The organism is Desulfovibrio sp. OH1186_COT-070 (assembly GCF_003860215.1).
In the GTDB taxonomy this organism is placed as follows: Bacteria; Desulfobacterota; Desulfovibrionia; order Desulfovibrionales; family Desulfovibrionaceae; genus Desulfovibrio.
The window spans coordinates 1-207 of the sequence record NZ_RQYH01000277.1 but is presented as its reverse complement, the minus strand read 5'-3'; the positions used below and the strand labels follow the sequence as shown (position 1 = coordinate 207).

At 63.8% G+C, this 207-nt stretch carries 1 protein-coding gene; it reads left to right on the top strand.

All coding sequences use genetic code 11. From position 1 onward, the window contains the following. Positions 1-24: 24 nt before the first annotated feature. Positions 25-207: hypothetical protein (locus tag EII23_RS13305; RefSeq protein ID WP_221620443.1), on the top strand; the 183-nt coding region annotated here is incomplete at its 3' end.

The following is a 207-nucleotide window of genomic DNA, read 5'->3' as shown; positions in this document are numbered from 1 at the left end:
CCCGTCGAGCATCACTGGGATAGGATGTGTGTATGGGGGCTGGACGAAAGCCGGGTGCCCGCCGACGCGCTGGACAAAAGCAGGGGCCTGGCCGCGCAGCTTTTGAAGCTGGAGCGGGCGCAGGAGCCGGAAGCGGGAGGTGGATGCCATGTTGGAAGAACGCGCCGCTCAGTGGAAGGACGAATACATTCGGCAGGGCGTAGTGAT